The sequence below is a fragment of the Sphingobium chungangianum genome (genome assembly GCF_977014255.1).
Window position 1 is genome coordinate 250748 of the sequence record NZ_CDRNIV010000006.1, and the last position, 19973, is coordinate 270720.

14 protein-coding genes and 1 pseudogene are annotated in these 19973 nt (G+C 62.8%); 12 read left to right on the forward strand and 3 right to left on the reverse strand.

The window, feature by feature from the left end; all coding sequences use genetic code 11:
• The first annotated feature begins 41 nt into the window (after positions 1-41).
• From ACWNC0_RS08140 to ACWNC0_RS08150, 3 genes are all read left to right on the forward strand, one after another.
• Positions 42-1361 (forward strand): methyl-accepting chemotaxis protein, encoded by a 1320-nt coding sequence (locus ACWNC0_RS08140; RefSeq protein WP_449470833.1) that lies wholly within the window; start codon positions 42-44, stop codon positions 1359-1361.
• A 79-nt stretch (positions 1362-1440) separates the two neighbouring features.
• The gene (locus tag ACWNC0_RS08145) at positions 1441-1626 is read left to right on the forward strand and encodes a hypothetical protein (RefSeq protein WP_196225106.1); all 186 of its coding nucleotides are present in this window, start codon (positions 1441-1443) and stop codon (positions 1624-1626) included.
• Between the two features lie 92 nt (positions 1627-1718).
• Positions 1719-3068, forward strand: a complete 1350-nt coding sequence (locus ACWNC0_RS08150; protein ID WP_449470834.1) for a S41 family peptidase — start codon at positions 1719-1721, stop codon at positions 3066-3068.
• A 258-nt stretch (positions 3069-3326) separates the two neighbouring features.
• Here ACWNC0_RS08150 and greB read toward each other — a convergent pair whose 3' ends face one another.
• Positions 3327-3809 (reverse strand): transcription elongation factor GreB, encoded by a 483-nt coding sequence (greB, locus tag ACWNC0_RS08155; protein ID WP_449470835.1) that lies wholly within the window; start codon positions 3807-3809, stop codon positions 3327-3329.
• Between the two features lie 106 nt (positions 3810-3915).
• Positions 3916-5955 carry a transglycosylase SLT domain-containing protein gene (locus ACWNC0_RS08160; RefSeq protein ID WP_449474573.1) on the reverse strand — a complete coding sequence of 680 codons (2040 nt, stop codon included), beginning with the start codon at positions 5953-5955 and terminating at the stop codon, positions 3916-3918.
• A gap of 154 nt (positions 5956-6109) precedes the next feature.
• Between ACWNC0_RS08160 and dapA the strand changes: the two genes are divergently transcribed.
• The 6 genes and pseudogenes from dapA (at position 6110) to recA (ending at position 12205) form a co-directional block, all read left to right on the forward strand.
• A complete protein-coding gene (gene dapA / locus ACWNC0_RS08165; protein WP_449470836.1) occupies positions 6110-6988 on the forward strand; it encodes a 4-hydroxy-tetrahydrodipicolinate synthase in 879 nt (292 codons plus the stop codon).
• A gap of 45 nt (positions 6989-7033) precedes the next feature.
• On the forward strand, positions 7034-7516 hold the full coding sequence (smpB, locus tag ACWNC0_RS08170; protein WP_196225111.1) for an SsrA-binding protein SmpB: 483 nt from the start codon (positions 7034-7036) through the stop codon (positions 7514-7516).
• Positions 7516-8124, forward strand: coding sequence for a DUF2062 domain-containing protein (locus ACWNC0_RS08175; RefSeq protein ID WP_449470838.1), 609 nt, complete (start codon positions 7516-7518; stop codon positions 8122-8124). The genes smpB and ACWNC0_RS08175 overlap by 1 nt, the downstream gene beginning before the upstream one ends.
• Positions 8125-8167: 43 nt before the next feature.
• Positions 8168-10592: pseudogene (locus ACWNC0_RS08180) on the forward strand (response regulator).
• An 80-nt stretch (positions 10593-10672) separates the two neighbouring features.
• Complete coding sequence (locus ACWNC0_RS08185) at positions 10673-11029, forward strand: response regulator (RefSeq protein WP_449470840.1); 357 nt, start codon at positions 10673-10675, stop codon at positions 11027-11029.
• 102 nt (positions 11030-11131) lie between these two features.
• Positions 11132-12205 carry a recombinase RecA gene (gene recA, locus ACWNC0_RS08190; protein WP_449470841.1) on the forward strand — a complete coding sequence of 358 codons (1074 nt, stop codon included), beginning with the start codon at positions 11132-11134 and terminating at the stop codon, positions 12203-12205.
• Between the two features lie 170 nt (positions 12206-12375).
• Here recA and ACWNC0_RS08195 read toward each other — a convergent pair whose 3' ends face one another.
• The gene (locus ACWNC0_RS08195) at positions 12376-13746 is read right to left on the reverse strand and encodes a sulfotransferase domain-containing protein (RefSeq protein ID WP_449470842.1); all 1371 of its coding nucleotides are present in this window, start codon (positions 13744-13746) and stop codon (positions 12376-12378) included.
• A gap of 159 nt (positions 13747-13905) precedes the next feature.
• Between ACWNC0_RS08195 and ACWNC0_RS08200 the strand changes: the two genes are divergently transcribed.
• Genes ACWNC0_RS08200 through ACWNC0_RS08210 form a run of 3 tightly spaced genes read left to right on the forward strand, consistent with a single transcriptional unit; the run spans position 13906 to position 19824 of the window.
• Positions 13906-14721: an ImuA family protein gene (locus tag ACWNC0_RS08200; RefSeq protein ID WP_449470844.1), complete on the forward strand. Its 816-nt coding sequence runs from the start codon at positions 13906-13908 to the stop codon at positions 14719-14721.
• Positions 14618-16213, forward strand: coding sequence for a Y-family DNA polymerase (locus ACWNC0_RS08205; RefSeq protein WP_449474574.1), 1596 nt, complete (start codon positions 14618-14620; stop codon positions 16211-16213). Before ACWNC0_RS08200 ends, ACWNC0_RS08205 begins: the two co-directional genes overlap by 104 nt.
• Entirely contained in the window at positions 16210-19824 is a 3615-nt protein-coding gene (locus tag ACWNC0_RS08210; protein ID WP_449470846.1) for an error-prone DNA polymerase, read from the forward strand. Before ACWNC0_RS08205 ends, ACWNC0_RS08210 begins: the two co-directional genes overlap by 4 nt.
• The last annotated feature ends 149 nt before the right edge of the window (positions 19825-19973 follow it).

The window sequence follows — 19973 nt, forward strand, 5'->3', positions numbered from 1 at the left end:
ATCTAACTGCTCATTTACCATTCGGGCGCTACCAGCAACTCATGTACGCGCCCATGATGCTCGATCCTTCGCCGTCGCTGCCTCGCTGGCAGGGCTTGCCCTTCGTCTCCACCAGTCCGGCGATCCGGATTGGGCGGCCGTTGAGCGAAGCGGTGGAGCATTTTCAGCAAAATCCTTCGCTGCGGCTCCTGCCCGTTCTGGACGAAGCGGATCGGCCCAAGGGCGCGATCTATGAGCGGGACATGCGACGGATTCTGTTCAATCCTTTTGGCCATGCGCTGCTGCGTAACCCGAGCTTTGGCGGGCGGTTGGATGACCATATCCGGCCCTGCGCCTCGGTCGAGCGGAGCGCCACGATCGAGATGCTGATCGACCTCTACGCAGCGCAGGGGCAAAAGTGCGAAGGGCTGATTGTCATAGAAGGCGGCCGTTATGCCGGGATGGTCGGCGGGCAGTTGCTGCTGAAGCTGGCAGCGGAGCGGGATGCACGCGTGGCGATCGCGCGGGCGGAGCGATTGGAGCGCGTGACGCGGGAGAGCGGCAGCTTTCGCGACGATATCGCGACGCTGATCGCCGATCTGGTGGGGATGGCGGATATGCTGTCCCGGCTGGCGAGCGACGCCGCGGAACGCGCGGCCCATAACGGGCAGGCGGCTGCGGGCATGGCGGTGGCCGCCGCGCAAACCGCTGACAATTTGTCCGGCATTGCAGGGTCGGCCAACGACCTTGGCCTGCTGTTCCAATCGATCGAGGATGAGGTGCGTCAGGCGGGTGCCGCGATCAAGGCGGCGGTCGAACAGACGCGGCTGGGGTCAGCACAGACCCAACAATTGCGCATTCAGGCAGATGGCATCGGAGAAGTGACGGCGTTGATCGACGCGGTTGCCCGGGCAACCGCGACGCTGGCCCTGAACGCGGGCATAGAGGCCGCACGCGCCGGCGAGGCGGGCCAAGGCTTTGCCGTTGTCGCGCGCGAGGTGAAGCTGCTTGCGGGGCAGACCCGCGACGCCGCAGCGGAAATTGCCGATCGGATAGACCATATCCGCGCGACTGTCGGTCATGTGGCGCAAGGCCATGCGTTGATGGGGTCCGCGATTGAGACGGCCGATCGGCTGTCGGCTTCCGTGTTCGACGCGGTGGCGCGCCATGGCGCCTTCAGCCGGGGCATCGCCGCCAGCATGTCCGAAGCGGGCGAGTCCAGCGATCATGTCCGGCTGAGCGCCAGCCAGATCAGCGGCAATGCCGACGCGGCGGTCGATGGCGCGCGCAACATCCGGCATGCGGCAAGCCAACTTGCGGGCGAAGCGCAGCGGCTGGATGCGCGGGCCAGTCTCTTTATCGAGGCTATTCGATTGGATTGACGTCGGCTTCAGGAAAAATGGCTGGCGCCATGCGCAAATGCGGCTAACCTTTCCATCCAACAAGAAGGAGAGGAAAGCCATGCTCGTGATGTTCGTGGGCGCCGACCGGACCGAAACCGCCATCAATGCCGCGCAGGTCACCTTCGTATCGTCCGTCACGGACGGCACCCGCATCCGCTTTGGTGAAGGCCGTAGCGTCACCGTGGTCGAACCGATCGCCCAGGTGATGGAGGATCTCAATCAGGCGTTACGGCCGCACGAATAGCGCCGTGTCCGGCGCTACGCCGTAACCGATGCTTTGCGTATGCCTGAGAAGCATCCTATACTGATGGCTTGATGCCAGGACTCAGGACAGCAATGAAATCCAATTTCTTCCGGGGCGCCGTTGCCCTTGGCGCACTCGCGCTCATCCCCGCCACCACGGCCGCGCTCGCGGACGGGGAAGCGAGCAGCTACAAGGCGCTAGACGAGTTCATGGACGTCTTCCAGAAAGTCCGCAGCGACTATGTCGAGAAGGTGGATGACGAAAAGCTGATCAAGGGTGCGATTGACGGCATGCTGGCCAGCCTCGACCCGCATTCCAGCTTCCTCGACGCGCGCGATTTCCAGAATCTGCGGACCCAGACGGAGGGCAGCTATGGCGGCCTTGGCCTGTCGGTCACGCAGGAGGATGGCGCGGTCAAGGTGATTGCGCCGACGCAGGACACTCCCGCCTGGCGCGCGGGGATCAAGGCGGGCGATTATATCACCCATCTCGACGGGCAGCTCATCTATGGCGGCACGCTGGATGAAGCGGTCGACAAGATGCGCGGCGCTCCAGGCACATCGATCAAGCTGACCATCGTGCGCGCGGGCCGTGACAAGCCGATCGAAGTGACGCTGACGCGCGAGATCATCCAGCTGAAGCCGGTAAAGTGGGAAGTGAAGAACGGCGTTGGCGTGATCAACATCGTCAGTTTCTCCGCCAATACCGGCGCCGACCTGCGACAGGCGATCCGCAGCATCGACAAGAGCCTTGGGCATAAGCCGACGGGCTATATCCTCGACCTCCGGTCCAATCCGGGCGGGTTGCTGGATGAAGCCGTGTCCGTGAGCGACGCGTTCCTGGAGCGTGGCGAGATCGTTTCGCAGCGCGGCCGCAACAAGGGCGATGTCGAGCGCTATTATGCCAAGCCCGGCGACGATGCGAAGGGCCTGCCGGTCGTTGTTTTGGTCGATGCGGGGTCTGCTTCAGCGTCCGAAATCGTCGCGGGCGCGCTTCAGGACCAGCATCGTGCTTTGGTGATGGGTGAGCGCAGCTTCGGCAAGGGCAGCGTGCAGACGATGCTGCCGCTCACCAATACGACCGCGCTCAAGCTGACGACGGCGCGCTATTATACGCCGTCGGGCCGGTCAGTGCAGGAAGGCGGGATCGAGCCTGACGTTCGCGTGCCGCAGTTGTCGGACCCCGATTACAAGAACCGGCCGAAGTTCCGCGAAAGCGATCTGCGACGTCACCTGATCAATGAGATCAAGACGGATAATGCCGCGTTGGAAGAAGACACCAAGGAAGATCCGCGCTTCGCCATGTCTGCTGACGAGCTGAAGAAGAAGGGGATTGAGGATTTCCAGCTGGATTATGCGCTGAAGACGATCGCGCGGCTGGCGGCGAAGCCCGGTGCGGTGATCGCGCAGGCGCAGCCGATGGGGAAGAACGCGGCGCGGTGAGCGGGCCGGTTGGTTTCGCCTTTCGAGGGGCCAGTCATTTCCCTTTCGGCAAGCGGGCGAGGAATGCGTTGGACGAGTAGCGGACTTCCTCCCTCTCCCCTTCAGGGGAGAGGGCTGGGGAGAGGGGAATAAGGAAACGGCGTCCTAACAGTCCCCTCTCCCGCCTTCGCTAAGCTCGGCACCTCGGCCAGAGGCACGTGACTCTGGCCGACCCCTGAAGGGGAGAGGGAATGGTTCGAACCCTTAACGAGCTTCGCGTCACTCCGGATAACCGATCTCCATCACCTCATATTCCTTCTCCCCGGCGGGCAGCATGACGCGGCGTAGATCGCCTACCGCGGCATTGCGCAGGGCGCGCGCGATGGGGGAGCTCCAGCCGATCCGACCCGCGCTGGCGTCGGTCTCGTCATTGCCAACGATGGTGACGGTGCGGTGATTGTCGTCTTCGTCGGCGATCGTCACGGTCGCGCCGAAGAAGACGCGGGTCTTGTCGGGCTGCTGACGCGGATCGACGACTTTCGCGTCCTTCATCTTCTTTGACAGGCGGCGGAGTTGGCCGTCGATCTCACGCATGCGCTTGCGGCCGTAGAGATAGTCGCCATTCTCACTGCGGTCGCCATTGCCCGCTGCCCAGCTGACGATCTCCACGATGCGGGGCCGCTCAACGCCGAGCAACTGGTCATATTCGGCGCGGAGCTTCGCGAAGCCTTCAGGGCTGATGTAATTAGGGTGAGGGGTCATGGCCAGACGGTCCTATCCCTTCGAATGCAGCTTGTCGAAGTCCTCATCTCAACGAAGAGAAGTGGGGGGCTTCGACAGGCTCAGCCCGAATGGAGAATAAGGGCGGTCAGCCTGGAGTTTGCTTGCCCAGATATTTGGAGAGGGGGGTGTTGGAGCCCCGGAAGCGGGCGCGTTCAGGGTTCATCGCTTCATAGACAACCGCATTTTCCAGCACGCGCTGTACATAGTTGCGCGTTTCGAAAAGCGGGATCTGCTCGATCCAGCGCAACATGTCGGCGCCCGGCAGGCGCGGGTCGCCATTGGCCGAAATCCAGCGGTTCACATTGCCGGGACCGGCATTATAGGCCGCGACGGCCAGCGGGTAGCTGCCGCCATAATAGTTGAGCATGCGCTGGAAATAGGATGATCCGAGCATGATGTTGTAACTCGGGTCGTTGAGCGAGCCGGGATCATAGCCGAGGCCGAGCTTGCCCGCCTGTTCCCGCGCGGTGCCGGGCATCAGTTGCATCAGACCGCGCGCGCCAGCATGGCTGACGATCTGCCGGTCGAACTGGCTTTCCTGCCGCGCGATGGCATGCACCATCGTCCAGTTGGATTGCGCCGTCGGCGGCACAGGCACGCGAGGGAATGCGCTTTCACCATAGCCGGTGAGGCCGCTCGACACGGCACGGCGGCCGACCATTACGCCCATGTCGGGCCTGCCGATGCTCTTGGCGAGTTCGGCGGCGAGATAATGATCGCTGTCGCTGTCGGCATTATTGGCGATGGCGCGGGCGAATTTGCTCTGATCTTCCCAATAGCCCATCTGCCCCAGCGCCTTCACGGCGCGGACGACCGAGCGATTGTTGAAGGACGTGCGATCGGCGGCGGAAATCTCCACGGCCCGTTCCACGAGGGCAGGCGCGGGCACCGGCTTTCCGACGCGTTCCAGGGCAAGTTGGCCGTAGAACTGATCCGGGAACACCGAAGCCTGGGCGAAATAGCTGGTCGCGGTGGCCGTATCACCGGCTGCCAGTGCTGCGCGGCCTGCCCAATAATAGCCCTTTGACTGGGTCTGGGGGGATTTGGCAGCCGTTGCGTAGCGCCGGAACATCGCCGCCGCGTCCGATGGGCGGTTCAGATTGTAGAAGGCGGTCGATCCCGCCAGCCAGGCGAGGCTGGTATAGTCATCGCGCTCGCCGATCGGGCGGCTGGAAACGTCGGTGCCGGGCGCATAGGCGTCGTCAAGCTTGCTGGCGATGCCATAGGCGAAGCTCCACTGGCTGTCATTGGCGGCGGCGCGCGCCTGGCCGAGCAATGTCTCATACCATTTTTCCGCATTGCCCGGGCGGAAGGTCAGCTGGGGACGGTTGGCGAGATATTGCCGCGCGGCGATCCAGTTGCCCGTGTTCAACAGCCAGGTCGCCTTGTCCGCAACGAAGCCCGCGTCGGATATGCCGACCGGTTCCGCGACTTGCATCCGGGCGGCGGCGTCCGGCGCCTTCTGGCGGAAGGCGATGCGCGCTTCGTAGACCGGCCGTCGCGTGGGCGTCACATAAGCGAGCATCCGTTGCGCCCCGGCGATGTCGCCGCCCCACAGTAGCACGTCGGCGCGCTGATCATGGTCCGCACTCGTCCAGCTGCTGCCGAAGAGCGATAGCAGCCGAGCCTCGTCATCCGGCGAAAGCGTGCCGCCGACCCAGGCGCTGCGTGCGGCGATGCGGGCTTCGGGCATGCGGCCCACCTGCATCAGCGCCAGCGCATTGCGCGCATGGCCGGTTGCGGTGCGCGCGGGGAAGCGGGCGAAGAAGGCTGTAACCTGACGCGGATCATAGCTGTTGGGATTGATGCCGGTTTCCGCCAGCCGCCGCATCCGGTCCTCCCCCGGCCAACCCGGATTGGCGAGGATGAAGCTGGCATAGGTCGAAAAGCCCAGGCCATCGCTCTGCTGCAACGCGCGCCACTGGCTGATAGTCGCGGAGACGGACGGATCGGAAGCAACGCCGATTCGGTTGCTGACCTGATTCCAGGGCGATGGCTGAGGCGATGACTGAGTCGAGGCGGGCAGTTGCTGGACCACCGCGCCAGCCGGATAGGGCGACGCGACGGGGGCTTCAGTCTGGGCGCTGGCGCCGGCGGTAAAAAGAAGAAGAGCGATCAAGGGCATGCGGACCATTGCTGTTTCGAGGTGGCGAGCTGACAGCCTACTGGACATCATCGCAATTCCATCCTTATCAGGCCCTGAATGACGCGCTATAGCGCGCCGACGCCTACACTCGACAGTGTGCCCCGGAATGCCGGTGAATTGAAGGAGTTTATTGATGTTTTCCGGGTCGATTCCGGCGCTGGTCACCCCTTTCCGCGACGGAGCCGTGGATGAGGCGGCATTTCGCGCGCTGGTGGATTGGCAGATCGAGGAGGGAAGCAGTGCCTTGGTGCCCTGCGGCACCACCGGCGAAAGCGCGACCATGACGGTCGAGGAGCATAATCGCGTCGTCGCGATCTGTGTCGATCAGGCCGCGGGCCGGGTGCCGGTGATCGCGGGCTGTGGGTCCAATGACACGCGAATCGCTCTGGAGCATATGTTCGCGGCGCAGGCGTCTGGCGCGGACGCGGCGCTGGTGGTCGCGCCTTATTATAACAAGCCGAACCAGGAAGGCGTCTATCAGCATTTCGCCTATCTGGCCGAGCGCTGTCAGCTGCCGATCGTCCTTTACAATGTGCCGAGCCGCACGATCACCGACATTGGCGTGCCAGTGATCCACCGCCTGACGGAAGAATATCAGACGATCGTGGGCATAAAGGACGCCACCGGGAATCTGGGGCGGGTCACCGCGCAGCGGCTCGCCTGCCGCGATGATTTCTGCCAGCTGTCCGGCAATGACGAAACCGCGCTGGGATTTAACGCCATGGGGGGCAGGGGCTGTATCTCCGTCACGGCCAATGTCGCGCCGCGTCTCTGCGCGGAGTTCCAGGCGGCTTGCGCGTCGGGTGACTGGGCTGGTGCACTGGCGTTACAGGACCGGCTCTACCCGCTGCACGACGCGCTGTTCAGCGATTCTTCACCTGGGCCGGTTAAATATGCGCTCAGCCGCGTGCGGTCCGACATGCCGGGTGAGCTGCGGCTGCCGATCACCTGGCCTTCGGAATCGAGCCGCGCCGCTGTCGATCGGGCTTTGGAAATTGCGGGTCTCGTCTAAATGGGCTGCGGCCTTATATGGTGAAGTGAGTTAATTAAGAGTCCCATGGCCCGCCCCCGTCCCGAATTGTTCGACAAGAAGAAGATCGTCGCCGAGAACCGGCGCGCGCGTTTTGAATATTTCCTTGAGGATGTGTTCGAAGCGGGCATCGCGCTGCAAGGCACGGAGGTGAAATCACTCCGTTTCGGCGAGGGCAACATCGCCGAGAGCTATGCCGAGGTGAAGGGCGATCAGGTGTGGCTGGTCAACAGCAACATCCCCGAATTCAGCCACGGCAATCGCTATAATCATGAGCCCAAGCGGCCCCGCAAGCTGTTGCTGCACGAGCGGGAGATCGCGCGCATGCATGGTGCGGTCGAACGCAAGGGCATGACGCTCGTCCCCTTGAGCGTCTATTTCAACAGCCGGGGCAAGGCGAAGGTCGAGCTGGCGCTGGCCAAGGGCAAGAAGACGCACGACAAGCGTGAAACGATCAAGGAACGCGACTGGAAACGTGATCAGCAGCGCATCATGAAGGACCATCGCTGATGGGTCCGAAGGCGAGCATGGGCCGTCTTGCCCGCTGGTGGCACGCCAACGCGCCGACCCGTGAATCGCTGGAAGACAACCGCTTCATTGCCCCCGTGGCGCATCGTGTGCTGGAACCCTCGCTGTGGCGCTTCACCCGCCGTTCCGTGCCGCGAGGCGTGGCATTGGGATTGCTGGTCGGGATATTCCTGCTGATCCCCGGCGTGCAGATTGCGGGCGCGGCGCTGCTGGCGCTGCCTTTCCGGGCCAATATTCCGCTGGCGGCAGCCATGACGTTCCTGTCCAACCCGGCGACTACACCGCTGTTCCTTATGGCTTCGGTCTATATCGGCAACTGGTTCCTGGGCCGCAGCGCTGACGCGTCCGGTTTCATGGCGCTGGTCGATAAGCATGCGTCGATCCGCGAATGGTGCGGCTGGCTCTTTTCCGAAGCGGCGCCCGCCATGCTGTTTGGGCTGGCGTTGATTTCGATCGCGTTCGCGGTGGTGGGATATTTCCTTGCCGACTGGATCTGGCGCCATCGGATGGGCCGGAAATGGCATGCGCGTAAATTGAGGATTGGCAAGGCACCCGAAAGCAGCGCATTGGAAGAAGTCGCCCGCGTCTGACGTCGGCGAATAGTCCAGGCGTTTTCAGGGGGAAGGCCGGCCGATGGCCTCGCGCGTCAAAAGGGATGAGGAAGCGTGGACGGGCGAGCGCCCTTCCCGGCTGTCCCTGCCGCTGCTGATATTGGCGGCGCTGCTTTCGGCGGTTCTCGTCATCTATGCGACCGGCAACCCCGCTATTGCCACAGGGTTCGGCGCGATGATCCTTGCCATCGCCGCGCTGCTCAGCTGGTATCGGCGTATTTTCCCGGAAGAAGCCGCCGATGGCGAGGCGGTGCCGGATTGGACGGTAGCGCGCGCTGCTGCGGATGCGTCCAACATGGCGATTGCCGTGACCGACCGGGCCGGGCGGCTGGTCTGCGCCAGCGACCTGTTCGGCGAATGGTTTCCCGGATTTCCGACGCCCCCCAATCTCACCGCTGAGCCGGGCCTGACGGAAAGCCTGAGCGCTGCCGCCCGCGCGGCCTGGCGCGATGGTGAGGCGCGGGTCGAAGGTGTGTCGCAGGGCGCTCTCCGGCTGGATGTCGATTTGTGCCGCACCGGCCGGTCGGAAGATTATCTGCTGTGGCGTTTTACCCCGGTTCGCCAGCCCAACGCGCTGGATGATGTGCACCGCCTGCTGACCGGGGACGCGGGGCGGCAGATGGGCGAGGCCGGGATCATGGCGGTGATGATCGGCGGTGAAGGGCGTATCCGCGCGGCGAACGGGGCTTTCCTGCTGCGTGCCGCTGGCCGGATCGACGCCAACATCACCGGCCGCGACTTTGCCGCCCATATGCGCGTCGATGACAAGGGGCGGCTATTTCTGGCGCGCGAGGAATCGGGCGGGCTGCCGCTGCGGTTGCTGCAGGTGCCCTTGCGTCGGACGGCTCAGCCTGCTGGTAGCCAAGTGGGCCAAGATGGTCCGATGCTGCTGCTGCTGATCGATGAGCCAGCGGGCAGCGCGGGCGGTACATCGGCGCTTTCCTATATCGAAACGCTGCTGTCCCTGCTGCCCTTCGGCCTCGCCATGGCGGATCGCGATGGTCGCGTCCTGTTCCTCAACAATGCCTTCTCCCGCGCGGCGGGACTCAAGCGTAGCGAACGGCCGAGCTATCCCGGCGATCTGGTCGTGCGAGAGGATCAGGCAGCGGTTGCCGACGCCGTGCGCCGCTTTGCCGTTGGCCCGCAAATGTCAGGCGATATCGCCATCAGGCTGCGCAACGAACCGGAGGAGCCGACGGCGCTGAGCCTGGCGGGCGTTCGGGGCCTTGGCGAGGCGGCGGTGCTGCTCAGCCTCAAGGACAATAGCGAGGAAAGCAAGCTCAAGCGGCAGGTGGCGCAGGCGACCAAGATGCAGGCGATCGGCCAGCTCGCCGGGGGCGTCGCGCATGACTTCAACAATATCCTGACCGCGATCATCGGCCATTGCGACCTGATGCTGATGCGCCATACGCCAGGCGACAGCGACTATGACGATATTCAGCAGATCAAGTCGAACAGCAATCGCGCGGCCGGGCTGACGCGCCAGCTGCTCGCCTTTTCGCGGCAGCAGACATTGCGTCCGCAGGTGCTGCAATTGCCCGATATCGTTGCCGACGTCTCCAACCTGTTGAAGCGCCTGCTGGGTGAGAGCGTGAAGCTGGAGGTGAGCCACGGCCGCAACCTGGGCGCGGTGCGTGCTGATCCGGGCCAGCTGGAGCAGGTGATCGTCAACCTGGCGGTCAATGCGCGCGACGCTATGCCGGAAGGCGGCATCCTCAATATCCAGACCTATGCGGTTCCGGCCGGCAAGGTGCGCGAGATGCGGCAGGAGATATTGCCTGCCGCCGATTATACCGCGCTGCGGGTGTCGGACATGGGGCTTGGCATCCCGCCCGACATTCTTTCCAAGATATTCGAGCCCTTCTTCACTACCAAGGAACTGGGTAAGGGCACGGGGCTCGGCCTCTCCACCGTCTATGGCATCGTCAAGCAGTCGGGCGGCTATATCTTCGCCGAGTTCTGAAATTGGCCGGGGGGCGAGTTTCGTCATCTACCTGCCCGTCTATCAGGGCGCAGACATGGAGCAGGCGATCCCCGCCAAGCTGCCCATCAAGCGCAGCGAGACATGGGGCACGGGCACGGTATTGGTGGTCGAGGACGAGGATATGGTCCGCGCCGTCGCCGAACGCGCCCTTTCGCGTCAGGGCTACAAGGTGCTGACCGCCAATGATGGCGAGCAGGGGCTGGAGGTGCTGGCGAGCGGTGAGAAGATCGACCTGCTGATTTCCGACGTGGTCATGCCCAATATGGATGGCCCGTCCATGGTCGCGCGGGCACGGGATACGCATCCCGACCTGCCCGTGCTGTTCATGTCGGGCTATGCCGAGGAGCAGCTGCGCAAGTCGATCGACCTTGCCAATGTCGCCTTCCTGCCCAAACCATTTTCCGTCAGCCAGTTGGCGGAGGCCGCCCGGGACGCCTTGGCAATGGGTGCAGTGGCGGAATGAACTTCTTGAACGATCAGGCGTTTATGCTGGTCCGCGCGCCGATGATAAGATAGCGAGCGTAACGAAATAGGGGATCGCACATGTCGGACGGCAAGACCATCCTGGTGGTCGAGGATGAAGCGATGATCGGCATGATGCTGGAAGATTATCTCGAAACATTGGGATATCGCCTGTATGCCATCGCCGTCTCGGTGGATGAGGCGTGTGAGCATGCGCGTCAGGGCGGCTTCGACGCCGCATTGGTGGACTGCAATTTGCAAGGTGAGAAAAGCTGGCCGGTCGCGGACTTGCTGGCGCAAAGCGGCATCCCCTTTGTTTTCGCGACGGGCGGCATGGCTGATGATGTGCCGTCAGGGCATTCGGATCGGCCGACTTTGGCAAAACCTTATACGATCGGCGCCGTTGAGCGGGCGCTGACGAAGGTTCTTTCCGCTTAAATAGGAAATTTCCGTTCGCCTCTTGTTCTTTGAGAACAAAGCGGATACATGGTGGCCAAGGCGCCACTTAATCGGCGCTTCCGCTTGACAGGGGATAGGCCGATGACAGCAATGCTCTCACTCATCGATTCCAAGAAGACAGGGACAATGGACAGACAGAAAGCATTGGAAGCGGCCCTTTCCCAGATTGACCGCGCCTTCGGTAAAGGTTCGGCCATGAAGCTGGGCAGCCGCGAGAAGATCGAGATCGAGGCGATCTCGACGGGATCGCTGGGGCTCGACATCGCGCTGGGTATTGGCGGCCTGCCCCGCGGCCGCATCATCGAAATCTATGGCCCTGAAAGCTCCGGCAAGACCACGCTGGCGCTGCATGCCATTGCAGAGGCGCAGAAGACCGGCGGCGTTGCGGCTTTCGTCGATGCTGAGCATGCACTCGACCCCGCTTATGCCAAGAAGCTGGGCGTCGATATTGACGAGCTGATCGTGTCCCAGCCCGATACCGGTGAACAGGCTCTGGAAATCGTCGATACGCTGGTGCGGTCGAACGCCATCGACGTGCTGGTGATCGACTCCGTCGCGGCGCTGGTGCCCCGTGCGGAAATCGAAGGTGAGATGGGCGATAGCCATGTCGGCCTGCAGGCGCGCCTGATGAGCCAGGCGCTGCGCAAGCTGACCGGCTCGATCTCGCGTTCCAAGTGTCTGGTGATCTTCATCAACCAGGTCCGCATGAAGATCGGCGTCATGTACGGCAATCCGGAAACGACGACGGGCGGCAACGCGCTCAAATTCTATGCGTCGGTTCGCCTCGACATCCGCCGTACTGGCCAGATCAAGGATCGCGACGATATCGTCGGCAACGCGACCCGCGTGAAGGTGGTGAAGAACAAGGTGGCGCCGCCGTTCAAGCAGGTGGAATTCGACATCATGTATGGCGAGGGGATTTCGAAGATCGGCGAGATACTCGATCTGGGCGTCAAAGCTGGCGTGGTCGAAAAGTCGGGCGCCTGGTTCTCCTACGACTCCGTCCGCATTGGCCAGGGTCGTGAGAATGCCAAGACCTTCCTCAAGGAAAATCCCGAAATGGCGGAGCGCTTGGAAAAGGTGATCCGGGGCAAGACCGAAGAGGTTGCCGAAGGAATGATGACCGGACCCGAAGCGGAGGATGATGGCGAATAAGCACGGCTAATGCCTGCGGCCGGATCAGCCGCAGGACAGCCGCGCGGCTCTGCCCGCCTTACGTTTCACGCACTGAAAAGGCCCGCCCGCGCATTTTCGCGGGGCGGGCCTTTTACCGTTATAAAGCGCGACTGGGCGAGGCTTGCTCAACAGGGCCAGATGAACATTGATCAGCGGCTGGGGCTTATCATTCCTGCCGGTTTGAGGTCGGAGGGCGGATTTTTGGCGTGGCTCCGCTGGCGTCTTTTGCTCTGCTCGACGGCGAGCTTTTTCTTGAGCCGTACGCCCTGAAGACCCCAGTCTCCAAAATGTACGGCAGCCAGGAATATGAGGAGGCCGTTCATGAACAAGGCGATGGTCAATGGCAGCGCCAGAAAGACGTCGAGTATTTGTTCGGTGGGTGTTTCCACAGGCCCCACCCGGTCGATCCCGAACAAGGCGAGGCCGTCTTCAAGGGAATGACCATCCCATTCTCGCCGGAAAAGCCATTCGCCTACTTCTATCGCCAGAATGCTCGGGGCGATGAGCATGGCGGCGAGGCCGATCATGACCATCGCTTCGCTCAAGAGCTGTACGCCAAGAGAGGGGAGGCGGCGCTTGGTTGCAGGATCATGCACCTGCCTTTCGGGCGCTGCGGATTGCGATATCTCGATCGGTCTCACAGTGGATGACGAAGGCGGGTCCGAAAAGCCGTATCGATCCAGCTTGACCAACATCCGGCGGTTCAACTGAGACTTGCAGCTATCCTCGATGAATTTTTGTTGCTCGATCGTCAGTTCCTGACGGAAGCTGTCGGATTGTCCCTTTCTCATCCGCAGAGCATCTGAATCCGATCGGTCATATTCATGGCCGGGAATGCCCTGGGCGAGTTCCAATGCCTTGAGTTTTTCGAAGGATGAGTTTTCCACCGCATATCCAAGAGCACGGCTATTGACGGGCTCATCCAGGAAATTGAGCATCTTTTCGACTTCTGCCTCCGTTTGAAGCAGTAGATCCTCATAATATATGATGTGATGATCATGCCGTTCGAGGCCATTGGCCCAGCTATTCATATATTTAATATAGTGCGGCAGGCCCCTATTCTCATCCATGAGAAAATCATCAACGCTGCCTTGAAACGACATCTTGTGCCGAGTCACATGGTGATAGTCGGAAATGAGTACGGCCCGCGGATCCCGGATCAGGAATATGATGGGAAGGCGGCCGGGCAGGGTTGGTTTGAAGCGCAGATGGGTGGAAGGGATGAGGGGGAAAGAGGCCTCCTCCGACCTGCGGACAAAGGCCGGTATGCCGCGCACCGGATCCAAGTCGAAATTGGGAGCAAAGGTGAACATGCTCTGGGTCGTAATGGGCGGATATGCACGCGACGCGAGGAAATATTGCGCCAGGATAAACCTGAGCCAGGTCCTGCCCGACTTCGGATAGGAGGCAAGGAGCGCGGTCGCAGCGCTGGAAACCAGACGCAGGCTGCGAGCCGAAGCGATACGGCGCGCCAGAATGAAGGGCGCATGAGCCAGCGAAGCGATGTGGGGCGTGTCCATCAACACAGATTAGCTTGGCAGAAAGCCGGGTGTGAAACTTTTCCGGATGATGGCCAATGTGTGTAAGAAGCTGAAACCATCCTCCCTTTTTTCTGATGGCAGCCAAGTTGATTGACAGGGGATGCGCTATCGTCGAAAAGAACATATAGAGAACATTCTATGGTGGATTCGGTGAACAGGCTTGCAGCCCTCAGGCGGCACATTGCATCACTGGAAGGGATTCCGGCCGTCAAAGCAGATGCGCGTATCACGACCGGGCATGCGGCTTTTGATCAGGCATTGCAGGGTGGCCTTGCCAGAGGTCGGGTGCATGAATTGTTCGGAAATGCTGAAGATGAGGGCGCCACTGCCGGTCTTTCCCTGATCCTTGCCCATCTTGCGGCGCGTGAGGCTCCTCTGTTCTGGTTGCGCCTTCCAGATGGAACGGCGGGACAACCTTATGGCCCGGGGCTCTCCGCGCTTGGAATAGATCCAGCCCATTTGCTGATCGGCGTGATGAAGGATGAGGCGCTGCTGCTGCGCGCGGCGGTCGATGCGTTGCGATGCCCGGCGCTGGGCGCGCTGGTCATCGAACTGCGCGGGCGCGCGCCGCTGCTGGACCTGACGGCAAGCCGCCGCCTGGCGCTGGCGGCGGAGACGTCGGGGGTTACCGCCTTCGTGCTGCGGATCGGCGGCGATCCGGTTCCGAGCGCGGCGGAGACACGGTGGCGGGTGGAGGCTGCGCCATCCGTGCCGTTGCCGGGCAATGCGCCGGGCATGAGCGCCTTTTCACTCCACCTGTTGCGCCGCCGTTCGGGGGCAGACGGCATGACATGGCGGATGGTGTGGAATGCCGAGCGGGGAGATTTTGGAAAAGAGTGCGATGAACGCCATGAGCATGGATGGGCAAGCGGAGGACGCGCTGAGGGGGCGGCGCTACCTGGCGCTGTGGTTCCCCTTCCTGCCGGTCGATCGGCTGCGCATCGCGCGGCCTGACCTGTGGCAAGCGCAGGCCGGTGCCGGGCCGGTCGTCATCGTGGAGGCTGTGCGCGGGGCCATGCGTCTTGTGACACCGGATGCCGATGCACTGGCTCTGGGCCTGAACGCGGGCATGACGCTGGCCGATGCACGGGCGCAAGAGCCCGATCTTGTCAGCTTCGAAGCGGATCATCATGCTGATCAGGATTGGCTGGAGCGGCTGTGCGATGGGTGCGCGCGCTATACGCCTGCGGCTGCGATCGATCCGCCGCATGGGCTGATGCTGGACATCACCGGCTGTGCACATCTGTGGGGCGGGGAGGAAGCCCTGGCGCGCGAAACGGTGGACCGGTTCGATCGGCACGGCATGGAGGTGCGCCATGCGATAGCGGGCACGCCGGAAGGCGCGCATGCGCTGTGCCGTTTTTCCGCAGGGCCAGCGCCTGATGAGGAGGCTGCTTTGCGTCGCCTGCCGGTCGAGGCGCTGGAGCTGGAGCAGGAGAGCGGGGTGGCGTTGCGGCGCGCGGGGCTGCGCACCATCGGCGATCTTGCCGCCCGTCCAGCCGCGGCACTGGCCGCGCGCTTTGGCGAGGAGGCGGTGGATGCGCTCCATCGCCTGCTGGGTCTGGGGCATCGGCCGCTTAGCCCCCGCCGCCCGCGCCCTGTCCTGCGGATCGAGCGCCGTTTCGCCGAGCCTGTAGGCAGCACCGCCTATGCGCTGCAACGGGTTGAGGAGATGGCGGCCGAAGCGGGCGAGCGGCTGACCGAGCGGGGCGAGGGCGGGCGGCGGTTCGAGCTGTTGTTCTTCCGCACCGATGGCCTCGCCTTTCCGCTGCGGGTGGAAACCGGCCTGCCGGTGCGCGATGCGCCCGCGATCATGCGGTTGGTGCAGGAGCGGATCGACAGCCTGTCCGATCCGCTGGACCCTGGATTTGGCTTCGACATGTTGCGCCTTACCGTGCCGCGGACCGAACCGATGGCCGCGACCCAACTGGCGCTGGAAGGGGGCGAGGCAAAGCGCGAGGAGGCGGTGGCTGCACTGGTCGACCGGTTGTCCGTCCGCGCTGGCCGCAACCGCATCCAGCGTCTGGAGCCGCGGGACAGCCATATTCCCGAGCAGGCGCAGCTTGCGCTGCCTGCGATCGAAAGCCGCACCCCGTCCAGTTGGCCGCGCCAGGGAGAACCCGGCGACCCGCCGATGCGCCCCATTCATCTGTTCGACCCACCCCAGCCGATCGAGGTGGTGGCGGAGGTGCCAGACGGCCCGCCCCATCATTTCCGCTGGCGACGCAGCGCGCATGAAGTGACCCGCTATGAAGGGCCGGAGCGCATCGCGCCCGAATGGTGGAAGGCGAAGGACGGTGCGCTGGCGGGCGAAAGCACAGGCATGACGCGCGACTATTACCGGATCGAGGATGCGCGCGGCCGCCGCTACTGGATTTTCCGCCATGGCCTTTACGGCACGGAGGCGCGGCATCCCGGCTGGTACATCCACGGCCTGTTCGCATGAAGCGCGGCAAGGGGCCTGATCCGTCCAAGCCCAAGTCGATGGATCGGCGGGAATTGGATGCGGTGGAAGCGGTGCGGGAAAGCGCGCGGATAAAGGAAGCACGACCTCCTCCGCCGCGCAGGGCTGGGTCCGCTTTTGCAGAGTTGGTGGCCGCCACCAACTTTTCCTTCCTGCGAGGCGCGTCCCATGCCTCGGACATGGTGGGGCAGGCGATCGACCTCGGCCTAAAAGGACTGGGAATCGCCGACCGCAACACGGTCGCGGGCGTGGTGCGGGCATGGTCTGCGCTCAAGCGCGCCCCCGAAAAGGCGCGGACCCGCTTGCTGGAAGCAAAGAAGGAGGCTGGGCAGCCGCTGGAACTGACTGAGGAAGAGGAGCAATCGTGCCAAACCGACCTCAAACTTGTTGTCGGCGCACGACTGGTCTTTTCCGATGGCACTCCGGACATCGTCGCATATCCCTCGACCCGGCGTGGCTGGGGGGAACTGACCAAGCTGCTGACGGTGGGTAATTTGCGATCGATGAAGGGCAACTGCATCCTCACCTATGAGGATCTGACCGCCTATCTCGATGATCTGCTGTTGATCGTCCTGCCGTCCTCCACCGCCACAAAGCAGGCGGCCCATCGAAAGCCGGTGGAGTATGAGTATGACGACAGGCCCTCCAAGGAGGCGATCCGGCAAGGGCATTTGAGCCTGGTGCCGCCGCCGCGTCCTGCCGATCTTAAATCCTATCTTCGGCGGCTGGCCCGATTGGCGCCAGGCCGGATCTGGCTGGGTGCGGCGCTATGCCGGGATGGCCGGGACGCGCGCCGGATCGCGGGCTTCAAGTGGCTTAGCGCACGCACCGGCGTGCCGCTGATCGCGACCATGGACGTGCTGTATGCCAAGCCTGACGAGCGGCCCTTGCAGGATGTGCTAAGCTGCATCCGCGAAGGCGTGACGATCGGCAAGGCTGGACGTTTGCTGGAGGCCAATGCCGAGCGGCACATGCATGCGCCCGAGGAGATGGCGCGGTTGTTTCGCGACTGCCCTGAAGCTCTGGCCGAAAGCATGCGCTTGCTTGGCAAAGTGCGTTTCAGGCTGGATCAGCTATCCTATGAATACCCCCATGAGCCTGTGCCCGAAGGTTGGACGGCGCAGCAATGGCTGGAGGAACTGACCGTATCGGCCGCCCATGCGCGCTATGGCCCGCATATTCCGGCCAAGGTGCGCAAGTTGCTGGATGACGAGTTCGAGCTTATTCGCGAGCGCAATTATGCTTATTATTTCTTGACGGTTTACGACATCGTCGCCTTTGCCAGAATGAAGGGCATATTATGCCAAGGGCGTGGATCGGCAGCCAATTCCATGGTCTGTTTTTTGCTGGGAGTCACTTCGGTCGATCCGGAACGGCATGAACTGCTCTTTTCCCGCTTCGTGTCGGAAGAGCGGGACGAGCCACCGGATATCGACGTCGATTTCGAGCATGAGCGGCGCGAAGAGGTGATGCAATATATCTACGATCGCTATGGCCGCCATCGTGCCGGGATCGCCGCGACCGTTATCCATTACCGATCACGCAGCGCTGTAAGGGAGGCGGCCAAGGTATTGGGGCTTAGCGAAGATGTGGTGGCGCGCCTGTCGAGTACGGTATGGGGCAGCTATTCGGGCGATTTTCCTGAAGCGCGGATAACCGAGGCGGGCTTTGACCTTCACAATCCGCAGATCGTGCGGTTGCGGGCAGTGGTGGATCAATTGCTTGACGCACCTTTTCCCCGGCATCTGTCGCAGCATGTCGGCGGTTTCGTGCTGACCCAGAACCGGCTCGATGAAACCGTGCCGCTTCATCATGCGGCGATGGCGGATCGCAGTTTCATCGAATGGGACAAGGATGACATTGATGCGCTGGGATTGATGAAGGTCGACATTCTGGCGCTGGGCATGTTGAGTTGCATCCGCAAGGCTTATGATCTGATGAGGCTCCATAGGCTGGGCGATCATGATCTGAATATTGACCTTAAATCAGACGACCCGGCCGTTTATGACATGCTGGAAAAGGGCGACAGCATCGGCGTGTTCCAAGTGGAAAGCCGGGCGCAGATCAACATGCTGCCGCGTTTGCGCCCCCGATCCATTTATGACCTGACGGTGCAAGTGGCGATCGTGCGGCCTGGGCCGATCGAAGGCGACATGGTGCATCCCTATCTGCGGCGGAGATGTGGGGAAGAGGCGGTGGAATTTCCCGCGCCCGATCCTGCATATGGGTCCTACGACGAACTTAAGTTGCTGCTAGGCAAAACCTACGGCGTCCCCCTGTTCCAGGAACAGGCGATGAAGCTCGCCATCGTCGCTGCTGAATTTACGCCATCGGAGGCTAACCAGCTGCGGCGGTCGATGGCGACTTTCCGGCAAGTGGGGGGCATGGACAAGTTCAAGGAAAAGATGATCGGCGGCATGGTACGGCGCGGTTATGAACGCGATTTCGCCGAGCGCTGCTATAGCCAGATCGAGGGGTTCGGCAGCTATGGCTTTCCCGAAAGTCATGCTCTGTCCTTTGCGCGGCTGGTCTATGTGTCGGCGTGGATCAAATGCCATCAGCCCGCCGTGTTCGCATGCGCGTTGCTCAATTCCCAGCCGATGGGCTTTTATGCCCCGGCGCAGATCGTGCGGGATGCGCGGGAGCATGGCGTTGCCGTGCATGATGTGGATGTGAATATGAGCGGGTGGGACAATGCGCTCGAACCGCTGCTGCAGTCGCGCAATGCGCGGCGGGGAGAGGGAGAGGGACGGGCGTTGGCACTGCGGCTGGGCTTTCGCCAGATTGATGGTTTTCGCGAGATTTGGGCTGCGCAGATGGTGGAGACGCGGGAGGGGGGCCTATTTACCAGCCTGGAGGATCTGGCGCGGCGGGCTGGGTTGCCTGCGCGGGCGCTTCGCTTACTGGCGGATGCGGACGCTTGCCGGTCGCTCGGGCAGGACCGGCGGGCGGCGCTGTGGGAAGCGCGGCGCACGCCGTCCAATGAACTGCCGTTGTTCGCCGCTGCCCGCAAACGGGACCAGAAGGCGGCGGGAGAATTGGGGCAGGAACCGGACGCGATGCTGCCTGCCATGCCGCTCGCCGAACAGGTCGCGGCCGATTACCAGATAACGCGCCTGTCGCTCAAAGGCCATCCGATGCAGTTCCTGCGGCCGGTCTTCGCAGCCGAGGGGGTGCTCAGCTGTGCGGAAACATCGGCCGCGAAAAACGGGACGAAGGTGCGGACGGCGGGCGTGGTGCTGGTGCGGCAGCGACCGGGTAAGGGCAATGCGGTTTTCATCACGATAGAAGATGAGACGGGCGTCACCAACATCCTGCTCTGGGCGCGCCTGTTCGAAATGCAACGGCGACCGGTCATGGCGTCGCGGCTGATGCTGGTCGAAGGTGAGGTGCAACGGAGCAAGGAAGGCGTCGTCCACCTGATGGCGAGCCGGGTGCATGATCGCACCGCGGAGCTATCGCGCCTGTCGGATACGCATAGGCCACAGATCGCCTTGTCGCGGGCGGATGAGTTTGTGCATCCTCAGCATCCCCGGACGTCCAGCCATCCGCGCAATGTGCGGATATTACCGAGGTCTCGGGACTTTCATTGAGGGTGAGGATAAGAGCAAAATCCTCCCTGCGCAGAGCGTGGAGAGGGGGACCGCCGCGCAGCGGTGGTGGAGGGGAACTGGCATGACCTCCGGCGCCTACGGGCGCTCCCCTCCACCAGCCTGCGGCTGGTCCCCCTCCCCATCTGTCG

What these genes read in the sequence shown, in the direction of transcription:
- ACWNC0_RS08140 (WP_449470833.1), top strand. Translation starts at nt 42, where the DNA reads ATGTACGCGCCCATGATGCTCGATCCTTCGCCGTCGCTGCCTCGCTGG.
- ACWNC0_RS08145 (WP_196225106.1), top strand. Translation starts at nt 1,441, where the DNA reads ATGCTCGTGATGTTCGTGGGCGCCGACCGGACCGAAACCGCCATCAAT.
- ACWNC0_RS08150 (WP_449470834.1), top strand. Translation starts at nt 1,719, where the DNA reads ATGAAATCCAATTTCTTCCGGGGCGCCGTTGCCCTTGGCGCACTCGCG.
- greB (WP_449470835.1), bottom strand. Translation starts at nt 3,809, where the DNA reads ATGACCCCTCACCCTAATTACATCAGCCCTGAAGGCTTCGCGAAGCTC.
- ACWNC0_RS08160 (WP_449474573.1), bottom strand. Translation starts at nt 5,955, where the DNA reads ATGCCCTTGATCGCTCTTCTTCTTTTTACCGCCGGCGCCAGCGCCCAG.
- dapA (WP_449470836.1), top strand. Translation starts at nt 6,110, where the DNA reads ATGTTTTCCGGGTCGATTCCGGCGCTGGTCACCCCTTTCCGCGACGGA.
- smpB (WP_196225111.1), top strand. Translation starts at nt 7,034, where the DNA reads ATGGCCCGCCCCCGTCCCGAATTGTTCGACAAGAAGAAGATCGTCGCC.
- ACWNC0_RS08175 (WP_449470838.1), top strand. Translation starts at nt 7,516, where the DNA reads ATGGGTCCGAAGGCGAGCATGGGCCGTCTTGCCCGCTGGTGGCACGCC.
- ACWNC0_RS08185 (WP_449470840.1), top strand. Translation starts at nt 10,673, where the DNA reads ATGTCGGACGGCAAGACCATCCTGGTGGTCGAGGATGAAGCGATGATC.
- recA (WP_449470841.1), top strand. Translation starts at nt 11,132, where the DNA reads ATGACAGCAATGCTCTCACTCATCGATTCCAAGAAGACAGGGACAATG.
- ACWNC0_RS08195 (WP_449470842.1), bottom strand. Translation starts at nt 13,746, where the DNA reads ATGGACACGCCCCACATCGCTTCGCTGGCTCATGCGCCCTTCATTCTG.
- ACWNC0_RS08200 (WP_449470844.1), top strand. Translation starts at nt 13,906, where the DNA reads ATGGTGGATTCGGTGAACAGGCTTGCAGCCCTCAGGCGGCACATTGCA.
- ACWNC0_RS08205 (WP_449474574.1), top strand. Translation starts at nt 14,618, where the DNA reads ATGAGCATGGATGGGCAAGCGGAGGACGCGCTGAGGGGGCGGCGCTAC.
- ACWNC0_RS08210 (WP_449470846.1), top strand. Translation starts at nt 16,210, where the DNA reads ATGAAGCGCGGCAAGGGGCCTGATCCGTCCAAGCCCAAGTCGATGGAT.